Genomic DNA, 1880 nt, shown 5'->3' with positions numbered 1-1880 from the left:
GGTGAAGCCCATGCCCTTGGCGCCTTCATTCACCAGGCCGACGAACTTCTGGTAATCACCGCGCATGCTCTTGGTGGTGCTGTGCCAGCCCTGCCAGGCATCGAGCTGCTGGTCATAGTCGCGGCTGCGCGCCAGCACCTGCTCCAGTTCGCCCAGCTGGCGGCAGGAGTTGGGATCGTTGGCGTCGGTGCAGTACTTGCCTGCGCCGTAGCTGCCTTCCATGCGGGTGGCGATCTGGGTCAGTTCGGCCAGCTTGGCCGGATCGCGCGGCGCCGGCATCGACGACATCAGCTTCAGCAGGTGGATCGCGCGCTTGCTGTCTTCGCTCATCGGCTTGCCATCGAACTTGCCGGCCTGCTCGATCCAGCTGTTGAGCTGGGTCAGCGAACGTTCGTTGGCCTTGGCCGCGATGCGCTCTGAATCGCTGTTGATGTAGGTGGAGGACAGCCACTGCGCCGAGGTCATCTCCGGGTAGGCCGCCTTGAATTCGGCATTGATGCGGGCCACGAACTGGTCGGCGGTTTCGCCGGCCGCTGCGCTGCTGCTGGCGGTCTCGGTGCCTGGGGCGGCTTCCTTCTTGCAGGCGGCCAGGGCCAGCGTAGCGGCGGCGACTGCCGCGGCCAGCAGGAGATGACGGTGTTTCACGGGCGATCCTTGGGTGGTGAACGACCGCCGAAGGCTAGTGGGCAGGCGTTGCCACCGCAAGTGGCGGAAGTCGGCCGGGCGGCGCCCGGGGACCGCGACATCGCATGCGCGCTGTCGCTCCCACGCTTCGCTGCGCGAAACGCGGGCCCCGCTTATCAGCTTCCAGACCCCCGCCGCTTCGCGGCCGCCCCCTGACTCAGGGGGCTCTCCCCCAGACGCGATTCGGTGACGGCAGTAGATCCACGCCGTGCGTGGATGAAATCCATCAGATATCGACATCCGCCCCAGCGCCGACCAACGGTTGGCACCCACCATCAGCAGCAGGTTCCAACAGATCGCGGCCAACTGTCGAAGGCGGGGTGGGTCCGGTTGCGGGGGCGTGAGCGCCATGGATGGCGCGACCGAGCCTCCATGGACGGATTYACGGCGTCCCCCGCAACCGGACCCACCCCGCCATCCCCCAGAAAACCAGCCTTTGCTGTTGCTTCGGCCGTTGCCGTTGCCTCTGCGAGTGCAGGGCGCAGCCCTGCCGAACACCCCTAACTCTCGCAGTTGGCGAACAGGTCGCGATCCCGCTCGTACAGCGAGGTCTTCACCTGCATCAGCCCCAGCACCGACGGGAACAGGTTGTCGTGGTCGGTGTAGCTGGCCGAGCGCTTGCGCACGCACTGCAGGTCCAGTCCACGGCTGCTGGCGAAGCCTGGCGAGAACCACATCGTCATCGGCACCCGGGTCTGCTCGGCCGGTGCGATCGCGTACGGCACACCGTGCAGGTACAGGCCCTTTTCGCCCAGCGATTCACCGTGGTCGGACAGGTAGATCATCGCCGTGTCGTAGTCCTGCAGGCCCTGCAGCGTGCCGATGGTCTTGCTCAGGAAGTGATCGGTGTACAGCACGGCGTTGTCGTAACTGTTGGTGATCTCTTCGCGCGAGCAGCGACCAATGTCCTGGGTGTCACAGGTCGGGGTGAAGCGGCGGAAGGCGGGCGGGTAGCGCTCGAAATAGGCCGGGCCATGGTTGCCCAGCTGGTGCAGCACCACCACCCGGTCGCCCGGGCGCGCACGCACCTGCGTCGCCAGGTCCTGCAGCAGGATCTCGTCCATGCAACGGCCATCGGCACACAGCCCCGGCGTGGCCGCGTCCGACAGCGACTGGAAGTCCAGACCCTCGCATACGCCCTTGCAACCGGACTGGTTGTCGCGCCACAGCGGCGCGATGCCCGCGCGGTTCAGTAC

At 66.6% G+C, this 1880-nt stretch carries 2 protein-coding genes; both read right to left on the bottom strand.

Features of this window, described 5'->3' with window-relative positions; genetic code table 11:
- Nucleotides 1-645: M2 family metallopeptidase (locus AB4Y84_RS20545; RefSeq protein WP_442250807.1), on the bottom strand; the 645-nt coding region annotated here is incomplete at its 3' end.
- 539 nt (nucleotides 646-1184) lie between these two features.
- A partial coding sequence (locus AB4Y84_RS20540; protein ID WP_442250806.1) for a phosphoethanolamine transferase occupies nucleotides 1185-1880 on the bottom strand: 696 nt, incomplete at its 5' end.

The organism is Stenotrophomonas sp. 2YAF22 (assembly GCF_052114665.1).
Classification (GTDB): Bacteria; Pseudomonadota; Gammaproteobacteria; order Xanthomonadales; family Xanthomonadaceae; genus Stenotrophomonas; species Stenotrophomonas indicatrix.
Note: the sequence above shows the minus strand (reverse complement) of the source record. Positions and strands in the feature narration are given on the sequence as shown.